Source organism: Methanoregula sp., assembly GCF_028712425.1.
Classification (GTDB): domain Archaea; phylum Halobacteriota; class Methanomicrobia; order Methanomicrobiales; family Methanospirillaceae; genus Methanoregula.
On sequence record NZ_JAQTQD010000003.1, the window covers coordinates 58503 to 75899 of the forward strand.

Sequence of the window (17397 nt, forward strand, 5' to 3'; positions counted from 1 at the left end):
TTTAAAATGCCGCGGGATTTGGGGGATCTGCCTGCCCGTATGACCGGTTTAGGCCTCAGGTTCAGGACGGCACAGGGGCCGGGCAAGGTGCCTTCGTGCCGTTGGCGGCACTTCATACCATCCGGTCTTCAGCGTGCGGGGGACCTGCTGGACCTCCGGCTCATCTGCCCGTGCCCCGCATTTTTTGCATTTCCAGCCTTTCCCCCTGCCATCGCTGGTCATCCGCTTGCTGCATGCCGTGCAGAGCGGGGGGCGGACAGAAGTTCCCGTCTCCAGCCCGATCACGTTGATCTTTTCCAGGTTGATGCTCCCTTTCTTGAAGCTCCCGCATGCAAGGATCTCGTCGCCGGGCCGGAGCTCCCGGATAACCTGCCGGAAATTCTTGGTGGGTTCATACGCCATGCACCGCACCCGGTGACCTTCGTCGCCCATCGTGAACGAGACATGCCCGCCAGTCCCGGTCTTCGGGCTATCCTCAACCGTGCCACGGACACGGTACGAGAGGCCTTCCTGGAAGTCAGTGATGTCCGCATCCAGCAGGTGGGCGTCGGTGCCCTGGTTTGTCACCCAGATTTGCTCAAGGGCCGGTGGTTCTGACCGGACCACCTGCCGGGCGGCCCTCACCCACTGCGGGCTCTCCCCCCGGATCCCGAAGAGGACCGGATCAGGCGTGTGCGGAACGCAGACAACGACATCATTCACGGTATCGACCGTGTCCCAGGTATGTGGGAATGTCGCGGCCTCGGCCGCAAACAGGCTCTGCCGGTCGACAAAACGGGGCGTGCCGAACCGCTCTTCCTGCCGGTACACCAGGATCTCGGAGGTCCGGTCCGGGAGCTCGCTTGCCACGGCTGCCGTTGCCCCGATGAGCCCGCGCCGGTTTTTCCAGCCGCGGTACCGTGCGCCGGTGGCCTCAAGGAGAGCGACTGCGTCTTCAAGAGTGCAGAAATCCGTCACGGCGTTCTGGTAGAAGGCCACATTGGGCTTGCATTCAGTGACAACAAGACCGGGATTGGTGTTCTCGCAGGACTGGTCGGCAAGCTCTTCAACAAGATCGCAGGCAATCCAAAACGCAGTTTCGGGATCCCCTTTCACGTCAAGCATGACCGCGGCATTGCCCCGGGTCTTGAACGTGACATTCGGGTTGAGCCGGACGAGACGGGCCTCGCGTACCTGCATGTGTTCCCAAATCAGCCTGCGGGCGAGCACGGCCCCGAGGTATGTCGTGCACATCCCCTGCGGTGAGTCCGTGTCATCAATCCCGATCAGCATGTCTCTATTAATATAGGGGAGCGCTCAATCCATTTGTATCCACATGTCCCAGGACCGCCAGCTCCAGCTGGTCACCAGCGTAATGATCACGGCAGGCTTCGATGTCTCGGAGCGGTTTACGCTCCGTCCAAGGAGTTTCGACCTTATTGCGCGCAACGACGGGACGCTGCTGGTCATCAAGGTGGTCTCCCACATCGATTCCGTGAGCGAGGAGGTGGCCTTTGATCTCGATCTCATCTCCCGGCTCCTGGGCGGGATACCGCTCATTGTCGGTGAGCGTGCCCGCGATGCCGAGCTGGAACGGGGGGCGGTCTATGTGCGGTACGGGATTTACGCAATCAGCCCCGCAACGCTGTACGATTACTTCGTGGAGAAGATCCCGCCCCTTGTCTATGCATCGCCCGGGGGCCTGTATGTCAACATCAACGGCGATGCGCTCAAAGACCTCCGCGAGAAGCGGAACATGTCGCTTGGCGACCTCGGCACCGTGCTCGGGGTTTCCCGGCGCACCATCAGCAAATACGAGAGCGGGATGGGAACTACCCTCGATATCGCGATCCGGATCGAGGAGTTCTTTGACACGGGCGTAGTCGAAGCAATCGACCTGGTCCGGCATGAACCGCCGCCCAAGGCAATGGAGTCGGAGAAGAAAGAGCCCGAAGATCACATCCAGAGCCCGATGGAGTTCCTGCAGCAGATAGGAATCTCGCTCCATACGCTGCACGGTGCGCCCTTCCAGGCGCTCCTCACCTTTGACAAGCACACGATCCTCACCGGCTATGGTCCGGCACAGAAGGTGGTCAAGCGGGCTGCCCTGATCGGCAACCTCTCGCAGATTGCAAAGAAGCACGCGATGTGCGTCATCACCGACTCCGCAAAGGAGAAGAAGATCGGCCGGACGCTCGTGATCAGCGAAAAACGCCTCCACCGGGTAGAGGACGGCTTCGAGCTCCTCGACCTGCTTGGCGAATGAGAGTTTGAGGGGGTGATATGTTCCCGGCGGATCAACCGCGTGAACGGTTGGTGATATGGTGCGGTTGATATCACACAATCAGGTAAAAGCTGATAATGGAGAACAGCGATTAACCCACCAGAAGGCAACCTCTCCTGTAGAAGAAGACCGGGAAATGAGGGGATTATCAGCAATCCTCACCAGATGAGTTTGTGCCCGGGAAAATCTCTTTCAGTCTCTTTTCTGCAATCGTGCAGTATTTCTGCGATACATCAATCCCGATGTATTTTCTGTTGAATCGTTTTGCAGCAACACAGGTTGTTCCTGTTCCGTTAAAGGGATCTAAAATGATATCCCCCTCATAACTGAACAGTTTCAATGCTCTCTCGACCAGTTCTTCCGGGAACATTGCCGGATGATCGTAGTGTACCATCTTCCTCTCCGGAGCAATAGACCACTTCGCAACAACCCATTTTTTGAATTCATCGGCAGTTATGTCGATATTTTTCGGATCCCCGTCTTTTTTCAGATCGCCTTTCGCGAATATCTCTAAAAATTCCCAGGTATATTTCAGGTAGGGACTGCCCGGGCTCTTCCAGCTTCCCCATGCAGTATATTTGCAGTTATAATTGTTCTTCTCCCAGAGGATTTCCCCTTTCCAGATCATTTTTTTCTCTATAAAATGGTTTGAAATAATGTGATGACTTGGGATATAATCCGAGAATAACGGCTGAATATTCACAATAATGCGGCCACCGTATTTCAGTACCCGGATACACTCGTCAAAGATGGCAAACAGCGTATGGAAATAGTTCTCCCAGTTTACGCCGTCCTTTGAAGTATCATATCCCAACCCGAAGTTATACGGGGGCGAGGTAATTATCAGGTCAATGCAATTGTCCGGTAATCGTTGTAAGGCATGCCTGCTGTCATCACAGATGACAACATTCTCCAGTTTTTTTGGAGCCGTATTGTTTTTCTTCGGGAATTTGTTATCCTGCGCATAGTAATACTGACCCCGGCGGGTGACTTTTGATTGCCGGTCCTCGACTTTTCGCTCATCATTATATGCTGCGAAGACTCGCTTTCCCCCCTTGACCCCATAACTCCGTATTCGTGATATTTTTTCAACAAGTTCAAGAATGAGGGTTTTGTTAACTTTTTTATCGTCAGTTGTGCTTAACAGACCGTGAATGCAGGTTTTGAATGCTTCAAGGTCTATTGAGTGAAGGTAAAGAATGATCTTATCGTCTGTTATTTCGATCTGGAAATCATTCTTTGAAAACTTCTTTTGAATTTTGTCAAGGATTTTCCTCTCTGATGCGGTGAGCGGGGCTTCGGGTTCCAGTATGAGTTTTTTGCAGGGAAATTCCGGAGATTTCTCTTTGGTTTTTTCCGGGTTTATCATTTTTGAGTCCGGCTTAAAGTGTGTTTCAACGATGATATTATCCGGCATTGTACGCCACCGCTTTGATTTCTCCTGGAACCGGACATTGTCTACCCCTCAGCAATCTGCTCAACGGGTTCCAGAAAAACGATTTTCACCTTTTTACCAACCCAGTCAACAGGGACGTATACCCTTCCGGAATTTCCTGATGGTTTGACGGTTTTTTCAATTATTTCATATCCGGAGACTTCTGCTTTCATTACATGGCTCATAAGCGATGAATTGTAATTACAATGTAATTATTTTGTCAGTTATTAATTGCTATAAATTTCTCAAAAATTACACCTCACGACCACAATTCCGATTACACTCTGGCCGCACGATAAACGAATACCACGGTTTGAGCGTAAGCGTCTATCATCCACACATCCGGCTGAAAGACATCACGACAAAACCGAACAACAACATCCTTGAGAGGTTAAACGGCACGTTCCGAGAGAGGACAAAGGTAATGCGCAGCCTTGACAGCTCAATGGGTGCGCAGGAGTTCGCAACCGGCTTGCAGACCTGTTACAATTGCATCCGATCCCATATGGGCATCAACGGATTAACACCGGCACAGATGGCAGGTATCCCCATCAACCTTACAGGAAACCGATGGGAGACGATGATTGGGTTGGCAAGTGGAAAATTAAAACTCATATATTAGTCAATTTTTAATTCCGGCTAAAATTTGAACTTATTTTTTATCCTATATATACATTTGTGCCGCAAGAAGAATGAATAGAGAGAACTTAAACGGTAATTAGTACAGTTTTTCGCGCGGTCGAGGCAATTCTTGGTATTTTTCTGGTTTATTTAGCACAATAATCCGATTTAATCAAGATTCAGGCAAATCAGATTCTTACATGTTTATAAACTTCATTTTCCAATTCTATGCATACAAAAGGGTGTGCGTACTTAATGCCATTGTTCCATGGTCAGGATTGCCCCAAACGAGTAATGGGATTTGCAATTGGTTTGATACTTCTAGTTAGCATCATTGCAACCATTACGTTTACGGTTATCGGGGTGTATTTTGGCATCGCAGTAATTGCACTTTCTACAGTTGTTTTGTGGTATATTTTAGATCAATGTGCCGATAAATTATTCACAGATCCAAAATATCGCATGTCAAAAGAAGAGATGGAACGTTTTGGGAAAACAACAATTCCGCAAATTTCAAAATAGAAAACGTTGGTGCGAATTTTGCACAACAATCTTTTTAAATTTTATTCGGATAAAGCAAGAGATGTACTAAATAACAGAAATTTTTTTGAAAGTGTCTATCTTACTTCACTAATAACTTTATTGGCTCCTATCCTCTCTTTTCAAAGTGCTTCGGATGGAACTTTATTAGCAGTTCTTTTAGGAAATTATCTAGCGACATTCATTTTTTTAATTTGTTTGTCTGGAATTCCAATATTAGCGTATATTTTCTTTGAGTTAAAATATCGAGAATACCGATTCAACTACATGCGAATTGTAATTGGCCATTTATACAATACTGATATCAAAAAAAGAGAGGGGGCTCCAACAACATATTTCGAATTATGTGATATTCTTATTGAAATGACATTATTTTCGAGAGATCATATAATGATAATTCTACGAGATCTCGCTCTTTATCAAGAACCAGATTCGCCACCACAAGCAATCGCATAAATTTTATTCTTCACCAACCTCAGCGCAACACCAATCGGTGCTGCTGTGGATCAACCATTAAAGCAACAGAACAATTTCAACAAACTTTATATAGAACCACAAACCAATTTTAGTGCTAAATCTAGTGCAAAACGTGGTGATTTTAATGTCACAGCAACTTGGAGGACAACAGATTCTTATTCTCAAGGAAGGCAGCACCCGTACCCGCGGCCGCGACGCCCAGGGTATGAACATCACCGCCGCAAAGGCAGTGGCAGCTGCAGTCAGGACCACCCTTGGCCCCAAAGGTATGGACAAGATGCTCGTCGACACCATCGGGGATGTCGTCATCACCAACGATGGCGTGACGATCCTCAAAGAGATGGACATCGAACACCCGGCCGCAAAGATGATGGTCGAGGTCGCAAAGACCCAGGACGACGAAGTTGGCGACGGGACCACCTCAGCGGTCGTTATTGCCGGGGAGCTCTTGAAGAAGGCAGAGGACCTCCTCGAGCAGGACGTCCACCCGACGGTCATCACCCACGGGTACCGCATGGCCGCAGAGAAGGCCCAGGCAATTTTAAAGGACATTGCCATCGATGTCAAGGCAACCGACAAGGCACTCTTAAAGAACATTGCCGGAACCGCAATGACCGGGAAGAGTGCAGAGGCAAGCAAGGAGAAGCTCTGCGACCTCGTTGTCAGGGCAGTCACCATGGTGGCTGACAATGATGGCAGCGTAGACATCGAGAACATCAAGGTCGAGAAGAAGAACGGCGGTTCGATCGAGGACTCCGAGATCATCGAGGGCGTCCTCATTGACAAGGAGCGCGTCCACCCCGCGATGCCCAAGAAGGTCACCAATGCAAAGATCCTCCTGCTCAACGCAGCAGTCGAATTCAAGAAAACCGAAGTCGACGCCGAGATCGCTATCACTTCCCCCGACCAGCTCCAGGCATTCCTCGATGAGGAAGAGCGGATGGTCAAGGGCATTGTCGACAAGATCGTTGCAAGCGGCGCAAACGTCCTCTTCTGCCAGAAGGGTATCGACGACATCGCCCAGCACTACCTGGCAAAGGCCGGCATCTTTGCCACCCGCCGGGTCAAGAAGAGCGACATGGAGAAGCTCGTCCGGGCAACCGGTGCAACCCTCGTCTCGTCCATCGACGCCATCAGCAAGGAAGAGCTCGGGAAGGCCGGGCTCGTTGAGGAGCGCAAGGTCGGCGGCGAAGAGATGACCTTTGTCGAGCAGTGCAAGAACCCCAAGGCAGTCTCCGTAATCGTCAAGGGCGGCACCGAGCACGTTGTTGACGAGCTCGAACGCGCCATCCACGACTCACTCCGCGTTGTTGGTGTCGTTATCGAGGACAAGAAGGTCGTTGCCGGTGGCGGTGCACCCGAGACCGAACTCTCGCTCCGTCTCCGCGAGTACGCGGCAACTGTAGGCGGCAAGGAACAGCTGGCTATCGAAGCCTTTGCAGCCGCACTCGAGATCATCCCCCGCACCCTTGCAGAGAATGCAGGTCTCGACCCCATCGACATGCTGGTCGAGATCCGTGCATCCCACGAGAAGGGCAAGAAGACCTTCGGCCTGAACGTGTACGAAGGCAAGGCAGTCGACATGAAGGCGGCCGGTGTTGTCGAGCCCCTCCGCGTCAAAACCCAGGCAATCTCCTCCGCAGCAGAAGCAGCGGTCATGATCCTGCGCATTGACGATGTCATCGCCTCGTCCAAGTCCCCCGAGCCCGCAGGCGGCATGCCCCCGGGCGGCATGGGTGGCATGGGCGGTATGCCCCCCGGCATGGGCGGCGACTTCTAAACCCGATACCTCTTTTTTCGGATTATTTCCGTCTGAATTTATCCGCTGTTTTTCTTCGCATCATCCGGTTCGTATTCTGCAAGAGCAACACCAGACCGAAGGTTCAACAGTATACCCAATCCCGAAAGCACTTGCTCCGCTCTTCGATCAACTATCTGCAGGAACTCTCTGTTTGACCGGTCCGCCCATCCGCAGATCAGGTCAGAACCGAAAAAAGAAAAAAAGGATTTTACCAGGTCGCGTTGCTGGTCATATAGGTTGTCGGGGTGCCCATACCATAGAAGGACTCGCCCTTCTTGACGATGATGACACCGGTCACGTTCAGGTTGTAACCGTCGGCATATTCAAAGGTACCTTCGTTCTCGCCGAAGTCGTACCCCCACTGGGCGGTGGGTGCGATATCCATGGAGTTGAACTTCCCTGCAATGGCACCGACTGCCTTGACCGAGTGGACTTTATTGTCAGAGTTGACCCAGGTAATCCGCGTTCCGGGAAGGACCATCAGGGTGGATGGGGTGAAGGTATTGTTTGCAATGTGGATCACGGTGACCTTGGTGGACGGGGTCATTCCGGCGGTCACAATCGCGGTCTTCGTTGCCGTTACTTCGGCGGTTGTTTCCGTGGCAGCCGGTATCGCTGTGGTGGCGACAGGCGTGGTCTCGACAACGGCAGGTTCTGTCGTGGCAACAGGTGTCGCCTCAACAGTTGTCTCAATAACCGTCGGCACTGCAGTTGGTGTTTCGGTTGCAACGGTTGTCGTTACCGGGGCTGTCGATTGCGGCAGGGTACATCCGCTGGCTGCGACAAGGGCGATAACCAGAATAAGAAATCCAAGGATTTTCTTCATAGTATGTAGTTTTATTTCTCCCTATGATTAAATTTACTTATCAGATCTCCGTTCTTTTTCTGTTAGGGGCGCGATTTTTCTTTTAACCGGGAAATCCCGCGTTTTTCTCTCCAGGGGGAGTCATCACAGCAGGAAATCCTAGATGGAACGGTAAATGTCATAACCATCATTTTTCATAAAAATGTCCTGTTCAGAACGATCAGTGACACCCAACAGGTTAATGAACCCTGACAGATCCAGTATCTGCCATGAGCGACCGGTTCATCTCCATGAAACATCGGACAGACTGTTATCATTGTCATGAGATAGCGGATCAGGTCATTACCGCAGTGCCGTACCAGGCGCAGGTGGTCTGCGATCACTGTGGTGCGACACGGGTCTTTATCCCGCGTATCGAGGATGTCGATCCATCAGGGACACTGGGAAAAGCCCTGAAATACCCGGTCTGGGAACTGGTGCAGGATGCGACATGCCGGAACTGTCACGTGACCGGTCCCCACGATATCGTTGTCAGTTCGCGTATCCTCACGGTCCGGTGCCACAACTGCCGGTTTACGCATTTCTATAAGTTCGATCTCGAGTACATGGCAGGTGATGAAGAAAAAGGCATGTGAAACCGGCGGATTACATGCCTTACTGGCGAAAAAAGTTACTTCTCTTCCCTGACCATGGATATGGCTTTCTTCGGGCATTCGTTGGCACAGATGCCGCAGCCCTTGCAGAAGTCCAGGTCGATTACCAGTTCTTCATCAATCACGCCGTCCGGGCAATAGGTCTGGCAGAGCCCGCAGGCATTGCATTTCTCTTTATCGACAACCGGCCGGAAGACCCGCCAGGTGCCGGTTTTGCCGGCTGCTCCCTGGATTGGCCTGTTGATTGCGAGGCGCTCGCGTGCCTGTGAGGGGGTCATGCGTTCATCTCCTGGTATGCTGCTTCGGCAGCCTTCACGTTCCGCTCATCGGAGAACATCTCCTTGATGGCCTTCTTTGCAGATTCCACGGAGACCAGCCCCTGCTTTGCAAGGGCGCCGATGACCGGGGTGTTGAGGATGGGGCTGCCTGAGACCACAAGGTTCTCCCGCAGGGCGATGCCGGTAAGGTCGACATTGCTAGATAAGAACCCGGGGAAGTCCTTCTTCTGCTGGCTGTTGACCAGAACTTTTCCGCCTTTTTTGAGCCCCTGGAGGACATCGACCACGTCCATGACGCTTGCGTCAAGCACGATCACCATGTCCGGTCTCTTGATCTGGCTGTAGATCCGGACCGGCTTGTCATCGATCCGGACAAACGAGACGATCGGTGCACCCCGGCGTTCGGCCCCGTAGAACGGTGCTGCGGTTGCGTACTTGCCATCGTGGATTGCGGCAAGGGCGAGGAGCCGGGCTGCCGTGACACCGCCCTGCCCCCCACGGGAATGGATGCGGATCTCAAACATTGCCGCTCACCCCGAACCAGAACTCTTCTCCTATCCGCCGTTTCCGGACAAACCCGGCAATGTCCTCATAGGTGACTTCCTGTCCGCCAATACCGGCAATTACGCTGAAGACCGGCTCTCTTGTCTGTGCTACTATTTCGGTTGCGAGGATCCCCCCGCGCCCGAACGAGTAGTCGCGGTCGATGACAACGACCTGCTTCCCTTTGAGGTCCAGTTTCGGGAACGGGCGGAGCCAGCGCAGGCGCATGGACCCGGCCTTTATCCCCTCCTTCCGGAGGAGGTCGACTGCTACTTCTGCCTCCTTCCCAAGGGTGCCCAAAGCCACGATCACGACCTCAGCATCTGAACACTGGTAGTCTTCCGTGAACCCGTACTTGCGGCCGAACCGCTTTGCAAACTCCTTCTGGGTCTCTTCGATCACCTTCACCGAGTCACGCATCGAGCGTTCGATGTCCCAGCGGAACCGGAACTGCTGGTCCGGGCCGGTAAGGCAGCCATAGCCTGCCGGGTTCTTGACATCGATTGCATGCGGGAGGTGGATGGGGGGGATGAAGTCCCCAAGGTCAACGGTGTCGAGCGGCTGCATGATGTGGGAGAGGAGGAATCCGTCGAGGTTCACCATCACGGGAAGAAGGACATCGTTGTGCTCTGCAATCCGGAATGCCATGAGCGTTGCATCGTAGGCTTCCTGCACTGTGCTGACATAGACCTGCAGCCAGCCGGTGTCCCGCTCCTGCAGGGCATCGGTATGCTCTGCCCAGATGTTCCAGCCGGGGCCGAGCGAGCGGTTGACATTTGCCATCACGATGGGGAGCCGTGCGCCAGCGGCCCAGTTGGTCATCTCGTGCATGTAGAGAAGACCGTGAGAACTCGTTGCGGTGAAGGTGCGAATCCCCGTGATGCTCGCACCAATACAGGCTGCCATTGCCGAATGCTCGCTCTCGACTGCGATGTAGCGGCTTTTCAGCTCGCCGCTGGAGACAAACTCGGCAACCTGCTCAACGATCTCGGTCTGCGGCGTGATCGGGTAGGCAGCAACAACGGTTGGCGCAGCCTGTTTTACGGCTTCGGCAACTGCCTTGTTGCCGGTGGCGATCTTCTTCATGACGATGCCTCCTCTGCCGCCAGCTTTGCAAAGTTCTTTGCAATGCGCTGTTTTAAGATCTCGACCGTCTTTGGATCAATGCCTTTGAACCGGCCCTGCGGCTTCAGGTAGTCCTCGAGCGGTATGGGCTTTTTCATTGCCGCCTTCGACTGCGGGCCAATAGTGAGTTTCCCGTACTCACGCTCGTACAGCACCCACATACCTGACTTTACTGCGAGCTTGCCCATCTCAACGCTCCTCTCGGTTGAGTATCGCCAGCCGGGCGGGCAGGGGGCGAGGATATGGATGAATGACGGGCCCCGGACCGCGAGGGCTTTTGTGACTTTCTTGAAGAGGTCCTGCGGGTAGGCGGCGCAGGCTGTTGCCTGGTAGGGCAGGTCGTGGGCTGCGGCGATTGCGTCGATATCCTTCTTGGCATCGGTCTTCCCTGCCGGGGTCGTGGTGGTCCGTGCGCCAAGCGGCGTGCCGCTCGAACGCTGCATGCCGGTGTTGCCATATGCCTCGTTATCATAACAGATGTAGAGGAAGTCCGTGCCCCGCTCGAATGCCCCGGACATCGCCTGGATACCGATGTCGAGTGTCCCGCCGTCACCGGCATAGACGATGACATTGGTCTTTTTCCCGGCTGCCCTGAACGCGTTGCTCATGCCCGAGGCGCATGCAGCGGCAGCGCCGAACGCGATGTTGTAGACGGGGACGTTGAAGGCTGTGTTGGGGTAGATGCCCTGGATGACGCTTGTGCAGCATGCCGGCACAACAAGGACCGTATCCGGCCCTGCTGCCTTGAGCACGTACCGGAGGGAGAGCGAGTCGCTGCACCCGGCACAGGCAGATGTGCACTTCAGGATGAATTCTTCTTTGGGGATTTCTGCGATGGTGTCCAACTCCTGCAGGTGGTTTGAGTGATCGGAGAGCGCAGTACGCGATCGTGAGATCTATCATTATTTATCATCCGTGCTGGTGAAAAAAGTATCATAATTGAGCTGAGAATTTTGCAGGAAAATCCGGATCCGGCTCGCATAAAAAAACGCGATCGCTCGTGCGAAATTTTTTTTTCTATCCCCCTCTTGCCCCCTGCCTAAAATTTTTCAACCACCCCTGGCTTCATAGGTTGCACCATCACGCCGGAGATCCAAAAGTTTTGTAGCATGTACATGCAGATTCTAGGTTAATTATCCGATTGTAGCCTCATCAACTAACACCTCATGATCGCGATGAAAAAATTTTCAGCAGGGTCTTCACCCAAAAAATGGTATCCAACGCGTTTGGAAAAACAATCCCGGGACCTAATCAAGCCCCCTCAAGCATGCTCCTGACCAGTGAACCGGTTGCAGGATCGGAAAAGAACCGGAAGGCAGTCTCCCCGGCTTCCGTAATCCGGTAGCTCTTCTCTTTCCGGCTGTCCACAGAGAATTCCTCCTCGACAAGCCCGGCATCGCGGAGAGTGCCCATAAATCCGGAGAATGTTGCGTGAGATAATTCTGCGGTCGGCGTCCGGCCTTTTCTCCCATGGATGACCGGTCCGGGGGCATCCTGCGATCCGGCCTTTTTTGTCCGGGTCGGCACATAGGACGAGAAGAGCTGCCCGTACAGGTACTGCCGGGACACCCACACTTCTGGACTTGCAAAAGCCGCTCCCTTTGCCGGGCGCATTTCCATCCTCTTCCGGTTGAGGAGGATCGCGAGGATCATCTGGTGATTGGGACTGGAAAGCAGGGAACTGACCGTGCGGTCCGGCAGCGGTATGGGGCGTGCGGGCTCCTCGCCAAAAGAGAGATAGACCTCCGCACCAAGCCACGGCGCAAAGGCAAAGAGTGCCATGCAGAGTTCTTTCGATCCTCCCGACAGGTCAAACGTGAAGTGTGCACCCGGGTTCTCCCGCTGTATCCTTGCAAGCGCTGACCGGACAGAACCATATGACGGTGGAAAAATCAGCTCACGGGAAATGGGTATCGAGAGCGATGCAGCGATCTCCTGTACCGTTGCGACCGCATTCCGGACCGCGAGCCGGTGTCTCTCCGTTGCCGGGTCCGCCGATCCCTCATGAATGATGCTGTCAGTGAACACAATTGTCCGGGAGATGGTCGGGAGTTTTCGGATAAGTACGGGATATGCGACTTGTATCTTCTCACCGGCGCTGATGATATGGATATGCCCTGCCCGATCCATGGATTAGTGTCCGGCAGGGCGGGTTAAATGGTTGTTTGTCATCCCCCGGGTAGTACCGGGCATCACCGGCAAGCCGCAGGCAGCGTTCACTTTCACCCCGCGCTCTCCGGGATTTATACCCCCGGTCTCTCAACAGGGTATGTGGGGAGGGCGACAAACCCCTCAGATATCAGATGCCAGAAACTACCCCTGCATCGCACCTCCCGACCTCTCAAGACCAAACCCACTTTCCTTTTTTCGTGCAGCGCCGGATGGCGGTGCACTCCTCTTTTAAAACCATAATTATTTGAGCAATACTTCTCAAAAATCTCCTATGGCGCTTCGATCGCTGAAACTTCCGGGCGTGGGAACCAAATATGAATTCATGACCGACAAGGGTGATACGGTCGCAATCTTCTTCACAACAACCGGGACAATCCAGATGTACACGCTCCAGAAGGGCTGCCAGTCCTCCAGCGCGGCCGAGATGACCCCCGTTGAGGCCCGGCGCCTGGGCAATATCCTCACCGGGGCAATTATCGAAGCCGACCAGGAGAGCGTGGAGATAGCGTTCTCGGCGCTTGCCGACCTCCGGGTCACCATCCATACGTTTTACATTCCCAGGGCCCGGGCAGGTCAGACCATCGAAGACCTCCAGATCCGGGCCAAGACCGGGGCAACCGTCATCGCGGTCTGCCGCCAAGACAAAAATATCATCAACCCGCCGCCATCGTTTGCCTTTGAGGAAGGCGATGCGGCGCTGATAATCGGTGAAAGCGACCAGATTAAAAAATTTGAGAGCGAAATACTGGTGGAGTAATGGAAGGCTTCATCATCGCGCTCTTCGTCTGCCTGGTACTTGCGCTTATTTCCAAATATCTCTCGGTCCCGGCCATCCCGTTCTATATCCTTGCCGGGATTGTCCTCGGTAAGGCAGGGCTGGGCATTGTCCAGTCGGACGAGATCAGCCAGTTCTTTTCGGAGATCGGCCTGCTCTTCCTCCTCTTCTTCATGGGCCTTGGCCTGAAGCTGGACCGGATGATAGCCGATCCCAAAAAGCTTCTCACAGCCGGTATCATCGGCCTTATCGTTGACATGGGGATTGGGTTTACCGCTGCCTATCTCCTCGGGTTCACGCTGCTTGAGTCATTCATCATCGGCACGGCGTTCTATATCACCAGTACGGCGATCGTTATCACGACGCTTATCGAGAACCGGAAGCTGATGATGAAGGAGGCCGAGCTGATCATCTGGCTGGAGGTCTTCGAGGACATCGTCCTGATCGCCATCATCGCCCTCCTCTCGTCAGGGGACAAGGACCTCCTGTACTTCTTCCTCAAGATCGTGCTGGCCCTTTGCGTGATGTATGCCATCGCCCACTATGGCAAGGAGTTCCTTGTCTCGATCCTCGACCGGGACGACGAGACCCCCATCCTCTTCACCTTTGCCGCAGTCCTCACCACGGCGGCCCTTGCCATCATGTTCGGCATTCCGGACAGCATGATGGTGATCGCCCTTGGCGCCGCCCTCGCCACAACAGACCCGGAGGCGTTCGAGCAGCATGCCCGGCCGTTCAAGGATGTCTTTTTAGTCATGTTCTTTGTCTTCTTCGGGGTAACGATCAATTTCACCGCGGGAACAGACCTGTTCAGCATCCTGATCCTCTGTCTCCTTGCCGTGGTGAGCAAATTCATCTCCGGTATGCTCATCGGGATCACGATTTACGGTTCTGCCATGTCAGGGCTTGAGATCTGGGCAAATACCATCAGCCGTGGCGAGTTTTCCATTGCCCTTGCTGTGCTGTACGGGTCGGCGGTTGTCGGGACGGTCATTGCCGCACTGGTGATCTTCACGACCATTGTCGGTGCGTTCACGGCAAAATACAGTACCTGGATGCGGCGCGGGATCACCCATCGAAGCCGGAGAAAAGCCCTTATGCACCGGCCCCACAGCAGCAGGTAGCAGTTATTCGATCAGGACGAGGCCCACTGAGTTGATACGGGAATGGACGATCTTCCCGTACTCCCTGTCTTTGCACGGGATTGTCTCCAGTTTCCACCCGATGTTGCGGGCTGTGGCAAACACATCTATCCCGGCTGCCTCCATGCTGGGACGGACAAGGTCCATGTGACGGCATCTTCTCCGGAGGCTTTCGTCCACGATCCCCTCGGATTCTTCCGCCACGCAGTGCTGGTGCTCGCACCAGATGCAGGGATAGCCGCCGAACCCGAACGCCTTGTAAAACCCGTCGTAGAACGCGGTCTTCTCGAGCATGTGCACGGTCCCGTTCACCCAGCGGATGAGATCGGCATACCACGGGTGGAAATCGTCGGGAATATCATCCGGCCCGAACTCCCCGTGGCCCGGCACTCCCTCAAACCAGAGGAGGAGCCCGATAGAGTATTCGTTCACCATGCGCCGCGTCTCATCCGGTGAAGGGGCATACGGGGGACAGCCGAAATGTTTGCCATAGCCCTTGCATCCATACCGGCACTTGAACCGGACCCACTGGGAAACCACGATATCTCCCGGGGCGATCTCTTCTGCCTTTACCCCTTTTTCCGCAGAAATTGCCTTCAGGTAATCGATCTCTTCCTGCACGCTCCGCTCCATACCGCAAGACTCCTGGTACGTGCAGGATCATTGCCGGAAGCGATAAGGGTTCCGGCTGGAGAGGCTGGAAAAATGTTCCTTGTGGATCAATGATCCCTGTGCTCCGGGTGGTGCAGATCATGGCACCGCTTGTCGAGGATACGCTGGACGACCAGCCGCGAGCTGCAAAGGTCACCGTCGGCATATTTGCCGATGCGGACGATCCGGGAAGCGATGCTTCTTGCCCGGAGCTGGTCTTCCAGTTTTTGTTCATTGAAGAGCTGGTTGAATCCTATTGTGATGATCTCCGGTTGGATCTCTTCAATGGGCCGGAACATATCTGTCTTGTCCCCGAGGATCGCATTGTCGACCGGCTTTAATGCCGCAACCATGGCGAGCCGGTGCTCCTCCGGAATAATCGGGCGTGGCTTGTGCTTGACATTCGAGTCACGGGCAACGATGACCCAGAGTTCATCGCCGAGTTTTTTCGATTCTTCCAGGTAGTAGAGATGCCCCGGGTGGAGGATATCGAATGTCCCCGTAGCAACAATCCGGCGCCCGGTCACGGGATCACCTCCAGATCGTGGGGCTCTCCATTGGCAGTAAAACACCGCCAGTTGTTCTTCCGGTAAGGATAGCCTATGATCAGGTGGTACCTCCCGGTCCGCGGGAAGAAGCTGAGATCGGCGTCTGATGGGAGGATCACACCATTGGGATGGCTGTGGGCGCTGCCGACAACATGGGTATCGAGCGGCATCATGTCATAGAATACGGATGCAGAGTCCTCGCGCCCGATTGTCCCGGGCAGCAGGTTCAGCTCCTCCATGATCCCGTCCTGTTCGCGGATGATGCCCGCAAACTCGTTGGGGTGGTTCTCGCGCCCCATCTGGAGAAGGAGAAAAAGGAGGTCCTGCCGGATTCCGCGGATGTTCATGTCTCTCTCCCGTCCGGCTTCGCTGGTGCCGGATATACCGGAATTATTGGTTTCGCTTGCTCAAATATACTGCCATTAAAAAAGCGATTATTTCTCGACCTTTGCAAGGTCAGCACTCAGATCTTGTGAGAGATCGGCACCAACGAAATCACCGCTTGTGGGAAGCGCCATAGTAAACCCGGGGGTTACATCGTACTCGACCAGCATGCCCACAGGCAGGGTGAAGTCGAGGATATGGCCTCCTGCTGTCCTGTCGTCACTCAGGTAGTGGAGGTGGAAACCGGGGACATTCACGCCCTTGAAGAAGACCGGGGTATAAAAGCCTACGATAGTCCCCGTTGTTCCGGAAAAGGTATACACGGACTGGTTCTTTACCGCCTCAGAGAGCACCGGGAAGGGTTCCTGCTGTGCCGGGACCGAGCGAACCTTCATGACGGGGAATGTCCCGTGCACCCGGACCGCATAGATCATGTTCCCGGTCGGGAGCTGCTCCTCCAATGAGGCTGTAAAGACCGAGAGGTTCATCGTGCTCTTCGTGGTGATATTCTGGTCGGCCTGGAAATACGTGACCGTGGCAAACGGCGTTGTCAGGTTGTCCGGCACGATCAGGATCCTGCCATCTGCCTTTGCCTGGTAGATAACGCCATCCAGGACGATCATTTCGCCGTCGAGGGCATCGAAAGTTCCAATTCCGAAATCCCCGCGATGCTTCAGGTCACCGGTGGGCTGTATCCCGTCATATACCCCGAGCATGAGCGCATCGATGGTCGAGACCTGGTAGAGGGTGTCCTGGTCGGCAGGAACCGGAGCCGGTACTGATCTCATATAATGCGTATATGCAGATACACCGGCAAAGACGATCACGACGGCAAGTCCGATGCCGAGAAAGAATTTGAGATTATCCATAGATGGTTTACCAGTCAGGGGATTACTTCTTCCCGGTCACTTTAATAACATGGAACCCGAACTGGGTCTTGACCGGCCCGACCACCTTGCCGACCTCTTCCTCGAATGCGACCTTCTCGAACTCAGGGACCATCATTCCCTTGCCGAACCAGCCAAGGTCTCCCCCTTTCTTTCCGGAGGGGCATGAAGAGAACCTGCGGGCGACTTTGTCAAACTCCTCACCATCAGAAAGGCGTTTCATGATCTGGTTTGCCTGGTCTTCCGTCTTGACAAGAATGTGGGATGCGCGAGCCTGTGCTGCCATGCTGTACAGGT

Annotated in this window: 20 protein-coding genes; 6 read left to right on the forward strand and 14 right to left on the reverse strand. The window is 54.1% G+C overall.

Going from position 1 to position 17397, the window contains the following annotated elements; translation table 11 throughout:
• Positions 1-48 precede the first annotated feature (48 nt).
• Positions 49-1272 (reverse strand): tRNA(Ile)(2)-agmatinylcytidine synthase, encoded by a 1224-nt coding sequence (locus PHF39_RS02165; protein WP_300219685.1) that lies wholly within the window; start codon positions 1270-1272, stop codon positions 49-51.
• A 43-nt stretch (positions 1273-1315) separates the two neighbouring features.
• On the opposite strand from PHF39_RS02165, the gene PHF39_RS02170 reads away from it, so the two are divergent.
• Positions 1316-2245, forward strand: coding sequence for a transcriptional regulator (locus PHF39_RS02170; RefSeq protein WP_300219687.1), 930 nt, complete (start codon positions 1316-1318; stop codon positions 2243-2245).
• A 166-nt stretch (positions 2246-2411) separates the two neighbouring features.
• On the opposite strand, the gene PHF39_RS02175 is transcribed toward PHF39_RS02170, so the two are convergent.
• Both PHF39_RS02175 and PHF39_RS02180 read right to left on the reverse strand, forming a co-directional pair.
• On the reverse strand, positions 2412-3680 hold the full coding sequence (locus tag PHF39_RS02175; protein ID WP_300219689.1) for a site-specific DNA-methyltransferase: 1269 nt from the start codon (positions 3678-3680) through the stop codon (positions 2412-2414).
• Between the two features lie 41 nt (positions 3681-3721).
• The gene (locus tag PHF39_RS02180) at positions 3722-3871 is read right to left on the reverse strand and encodes a DUF2080 family transposase-associated protein (protein ID WP_300219691.1); all 150 of its coding nucleotides are present in this window, start codon (positions 3869-3871) and stop codon (positions 3722-3724) included.
• Positions 3872-4574: 703 nt separating this feature from the next.
• On the opposite strand from PHF39_RS02180, the gene PHF39_RS02185 reads away from it, so the two are divergent.
• Together PHF39_RS02185 and thsA are read left to right on the forward strand one after the other, a co-directional pair.
• Entirely contained in the window at positions 4575-4841 is a 267-nt protein-coding gene (locus PHF39_RS02185) for a hypothetical protein (RefSeq protein ID WP_300219692.1), read from the forward strand.
• A 619-nt stretch (positions 4842-5460) separates the two neighbouring features.
• Positions 5461-7116, forward strand: a complete 1656-nt coding sequence (gene thsA, locus PHF39_RS02190) for a thermosome subunit alpha (RefSeq protein WP_300219694.1) — start codon at positions 5461-5463, stop codon at positions 7114-7116.
• 229 nt (positions 7117-7345) lie between these two features.
• On the opposite strand, the gene PHF39_RS02195 is transcribed toward thsA, so the two are convergent.
• On the reverse strand, positions 7346-7963 hold the full coding sequence (locus tag PHF39_RS02195) for a cupredoxin domain-containing protein (RefSeq protein WP_300219696.1): 618 nt from the start codon (positions 7961-7963) through the stop codon (positions 7346-7348).
• A 269-nt stretch (positions 7964-8232) separates the two neighbouring features.
• Here PHF39_RS02195 and PHF39_RS02200 point away from each other — a divergent pair, with 269 nt between their 5' ends.
• Complete coding sequence (locus PHF39_RS02200) at positions 8233-8577, forward strand: hypothetical protein (RefSeq protein WP_366144148.1); 345 nt, start codon at positions 8233-8235, stop codon at positions 8575-8577.
• Positions 8578-8612: 35 nt separating this feature from the next.
• On the opposite strand, the gene PHF39_RS02205 is transcribed toward PHF39_RS02200, so the two are convergent.
• The 5 genes from PHF39_RS02205 to PHF39_RS02225 form a co-directional block, all read right to left on the reverse strand.
• Positions 8613-8873 (reverse strand): 4Fe-4S binding protein, encoded by a 261-nt coding sequence (locus PHF39_RS02205; protein ID WP_300219700.1) that lies wholly within the window; start codon positions 8871-8873, stop codon positions 8613-8615.
• Positions 8870-9397: a 2-oxoacid:acceptor oxidoreductase family protein gene (locus tag PHF39_RS02210; RefSeq protein ID WP_300219702.1), complete on the reverse strand. Its 528-nt coding sequence runs from the start codon at positions 9395-9397 to the stop codon at positions 8870-8872. Before PHF39_RS02210 ends, PHF39_RS02205 begins: the two co-directional genes overlap by 4 nt.
• Positions 9390-10502, reverse strand: coding sequence for a pyruvate ferredoxin oxidoreductase (gene porA, locus PHF39_RS02215; RefSeq protein WP_300219704.1), 1113 nt, complete (start codon positions 10500-10502; stop codon positions 9390-9392). Before porA ends, PHF39_RS02210 begins: the two co-directional genes overlap by 8 nt.
• Positions 10499-11377 (reverse strand): thiamine pyrophosphate-dependent enzyme, encoded by an 879-nt coding sequence (locus PHF39_RS02220; RefSeq protein WP_300219961.1) that lies wholly within the window; start codon positions 11375-11377, stop codon positions 10499-10501. Before PHF39_RS02220 ends, porA begins: the two co-directional genes overlap by 4 nt.
• A 415-nt stretch (positions 11378-11792) precedes the next feature.
• Positions 11793-12671 carry a hypothetical protein gene (locus PHF39_RS02225; RefSeq protein ID WP_300219706.1) on the reverse strand — a complete coding sequence of 293 codons (879 nt, stop codon included), beginning with the start codon at positions 12669-12671 and terminating at the stop codon, positions 11793-11795.
• Between the two features lie 313 nt (positions 12672-12984).
• On the opposite strand from PHF39_RS02225, the gene PHF39_RS02230 reads away from it, so the two are divergent.
• Both PHF39_RS02230 and PHF39_RS02235 read left to right on the forward strand, forming a co-directional pair.
• Positions 12985-13470, forward strand: a complete 486-nt coding sequence (locus PHF39_RS02230) for a TrkA C-terminal domain-containing protein (RefSeq protein ID WP_300219708.1) — start codon at positions 12985-12987, stop codon at positions 13468-13470.
• Positions 13470-14612 (forward strand): cation:proton antiporter, encoded by a 1143-nt coding sequence (locus PHF39_RS02235; RefSeq protein WP_300219710.1) that lies wholly within the window; start codon positions 13470-13472, stop codon positions 14610-14612. The genes PHF39_RS02230 and PHF39_RS02235 overlap by 1 nt, the downstream gene beginning before the upstream one ends.
• Before the next feature lie 3 nt (positions 14613-14615).
• On the opposite strand, the gene PHF39_RS02240 is transcribed toward PHF39_RS02235, so the two are convergent.
• The 5 genes from PHF39_RS02240 to PHF39_RS02260 all read right to left on the reverse strand — a co-directional run bounded on the left by PHF39_RS02240 (position 14616) and on the right by PHF39_RS02260 (position 17386).
• Entirely contained in the window at positions 14616-15263 is a 648-nt protein-coding gene (locus tag PHF39_RS02240; protein ID WP_300219712.1) for a DUF2284 domain-containing protein, read from the reverse strand.
• Between the two features lie 86 nt (positions 15264-15349).
• Positions 15350-15808, reverse strand: coding sequence for an FAD synthase (locus PHF39_RS02245; RefSeq protein WP_300219714.1), 459 nt, complete (start codon positions 15806-15808; stop codon positions 15350-15352).
• Positions 15805-16176, reverse strand: a complete 372-nt coding sequence (locus PHF39_RS02250; protein WP_300219716.1) for a Mov34/MPN/PAD-1 family protein — start codon at positions 16174-16176, stop codon at positions 15805-15807. The genes PHF39_RS02245 and PHF39_RS02250 overlap by 4 nt, the downstream gene beginning before the upstream one ends.
• A gap of 87 nt (positions 16177-16263) precedes the next feature.
• Entirely contained in the window at positions 16264-17082 is an 819-nt protein-coding gene (gene budA, locus PHF39_RS02255) for an acetolactate decarboxylase (RefSeq protein ID WP_300219718.1), read from the reverse strand.
• Between the two features lie 22 nt (positions 17083-17104).
• Entirely contained in the window at positions 17105-17386 is a 282-nt protein-coding gene (locus tag PHF39_RS02260) for a peptidylprolyl isomerase (protein ID WP_300219720.1), read from the reverse strand.
• Between the last annotated feature and the right edge of the window lie 11 nt (positions 17387-17397).

What these genes read in the sequence shown, in the direction of transcription:
- PHF39_RS02165 (WP_300219685.1), bottom strand. Translation starts at nt 1,272, where the DNA reads ATGCTGATCGGGATTGATGACACGGACTCACCGCAGGGGATGTGCACG.
- PHF39_RS02170 (WP_300219687.1), top strand. Translation starts at nt 1,316, where the DNA reads ATGTCCCAGGACCGCCAGCTCCAGCTGGTCACCAGCGTAATGATCACG.
- PHF39_RS02175 (WP_300219689.1), bottom strand. Translation starts at nt 3,680, where the DNA reads ATGCCGGATAATATCATCGTTGAAACACACTTTAAGCCGGACTCAAAA.
- PHF39_RS02180 (WP_300219691.1), bottom strand. Translation starts at nt 3,871, where the DNA reads ATGAAAGCAGAAGTCTCCGGATATGAAATAATTGAAAAAACCGTCAAA.
- PHF39_RS02185 (WP_300219692.1), top strand. Translation starts at nt 4,575, where the DNA reads ATGCCATTGTTCCATGGTCAGGATTGCCCCAAACGAGTAATGGGATTT.
- thsA (WP_300219694.1), top strand. Translation starts at nt 5,461, where the DNA reads ATGTCACAGCAACTTGGAGGACAACAGATTCTTATTCTCAAGGAAGGC.
- PHF39_RS02195 (WP_300219696.1), bottom strand. Translation starts at nt 7,963, where the DNA reads ATGAAGAAAATCCTTGGATTTCTTATTCTGGTTATCGCCCTTGTCGCA.
- PHF39_RS02200 (WP_366144148.1), top strand. Translation starts at nt 8,233, where the DNA reads ATGAAACATCGGACAGACTGTTATCATTGTCATGAGATAGCGGATCAG.
- PHF39_RS02205 (WP_300219700.1), bottom strand. Translation starts at nt 8,873, where the DNA reads ATGACCCCCTCACAGGCACGCGAGCGCCTCGCAATCAACAGGCCAATC.
- PHF39_RS02210 (WP_300219702.1), bottom strand. Translation starts at nt 9,397, where the DNA reads ATGTTTGAGATCCGCATCCATTCCCGTGGGGGGCAGGGCGGTGTCACG.
- porA (WP_300219704.1), bottom strand. Translation starts at nt 10,502, where the DNA reads ATGAAGAAGATCGCCACCGGCAACAAGGCAGTTGCCGAAGCCGTAAAA.
- PHF39_RS02225 (WP_300219706.1), bottom strand. Translation starts at nt 12,671, where the DNA reads ATGGATCGGGCAGGGCATATCCATATCATCAGCGCCGGTGAGAAGATA.
- PHF39_RS02230 (WP_300219708.1), top strand. Translation starts at nt 12,985, where the DNA reads ATGGCGCTTCGATCGCTGAAACTTCCGGGCGTGGGAACCAAATATGAA.
- PHF39_RS02235 (WP_300219710.1), top strand. Translation starts at nt 13,470, where the DNA reads ATGGAAGGCTTCATCATCGCGCTCTTCGTCTGCCTGGTACTTGCGCTT.
- PHF39_RS02240 (WP_300219712.1), bottom strand. Translation starts at nt 15,263, where the DNA reads ATGGAGCGGAGCGTGCAGGAAGAGATCGATTACCTGAAGGCAATTTCT.
- PHF39_RS02250 (WP_300219716.1), bottom strand. Translation starts at nt 16,176, where the DNA reads ATGAACATCCGCGGAATCCGGCAGGACCTCCTTTTTCTCCTTCTCCAG.
- budA (WP_300219718.1), bottom strand. Translation starts at nt 17,082, where the DNA reads ATGGATAATCTCAAATTCTTTCTCGGCATCGGACTTGCCGTCGTGATC.
- PHF39_RS02260 (WP_300219720.1), bottom strand. Translation starts at nt 17,386, where the DNA reads ATGGCAGCACAGGCTCGCGCATCCCACATTCTTGTCAAGACGGAAGAC.